Below are 890 nucleotides of genomic sequence, written 5' to 3'. Positions count from 1 at the left end.
CGCAATGCGTTTAGTACGACCGAAACCGAGCTGAGTGCCATAGCTGCCCCGGCAAGCCACGGAGCGAGAAAACCGCTGGCTGCAATCGGAATACCGATGACATTATAGGCAAGCGCCCAAAACAGATTTTGCTTAATGTTAAGCATTGTTTTTCTGCTCATGAAGATGGCATCGGGGATGCTGTTCAAATCACCGCGCATGAGAGTGACATCAGCGGCTTCCATCGCTACATCCGTACCTGTTCCGATCGCCATGCCAATGTCCGCCGTTGCAAGAGCTGGAGCGTCGTTTATTCCATCCCCGACCATTGCGACCTTTTTCCCGGCGGCTTGAAGTTTCTTTACCTCAATAGCTTTACCCTCTGGCAGAACTTCAGCGAACACATCTGCGATTCCTGCCTCGCGAGCGATAGCTTTTGCCGTGCGTTCATTATCACCCGTTATCATAATGACCTGAAGCCCTAAACTTTGCAGTCTGGAGACCGCCTGTTTGGATGTCTCTTTAATGGTATCTGCAACGGCAACAGTAGCCGCATAAGTCCCATTTACCGCAACGAGCATGGCGGTTTTGCCTTCTTCTTCAAGACTGCTCATTTTAGGAAGGGCAGATTCAACATTTACTTCGTATTTCCCCATCAGCTTACGAGTTCCGATCAGCAATTGTTGACCTTCAATGACAGCCACGATTCCGTATCCGGGAATCGCTTCGAACGATTCCGTGACAGGTAAAGTAATGCCTTGACCCTGAATCCCTTTAACAATAGCTTCTGCAAGGGGGTGTTCAGAATTACGCTCGGCGGAGCCAATCCATCCAAGCAGCTGTTCGCGATTCGATTCTTGAACGACGTCTATATCCGTTAATTCCGGCTTCCCTTTGGTGACCGTTCCCGT

At 50.0% G+C, this 890-nt stretch carries 1 protein-coding gene; it reads right to left on the bottom strand.

Annotated elements, in window-relative coordinates; translation table 11 throughout:
• Positions 1-890 (bottom strand): HAD-IC family P-type ATPase (locus tag E2980_RS23945; protein ID WP_135154721.1); only part of this gene is annotated, 890 nt, incomplete at both ends.

The sequence above is a fragment of the Cohnella luojiensis genome (assembly GCF_004564235.1).
GTDB classification, from domain to species: Bacteria; Bacillota; Bacilli; order Paenibacillales; family Paenibacillaceae; genus Cohnella; species Cohnella luojiensis.
This window is presented reverse-complemented; position numbering and strand designations above follow the sequence as displayed.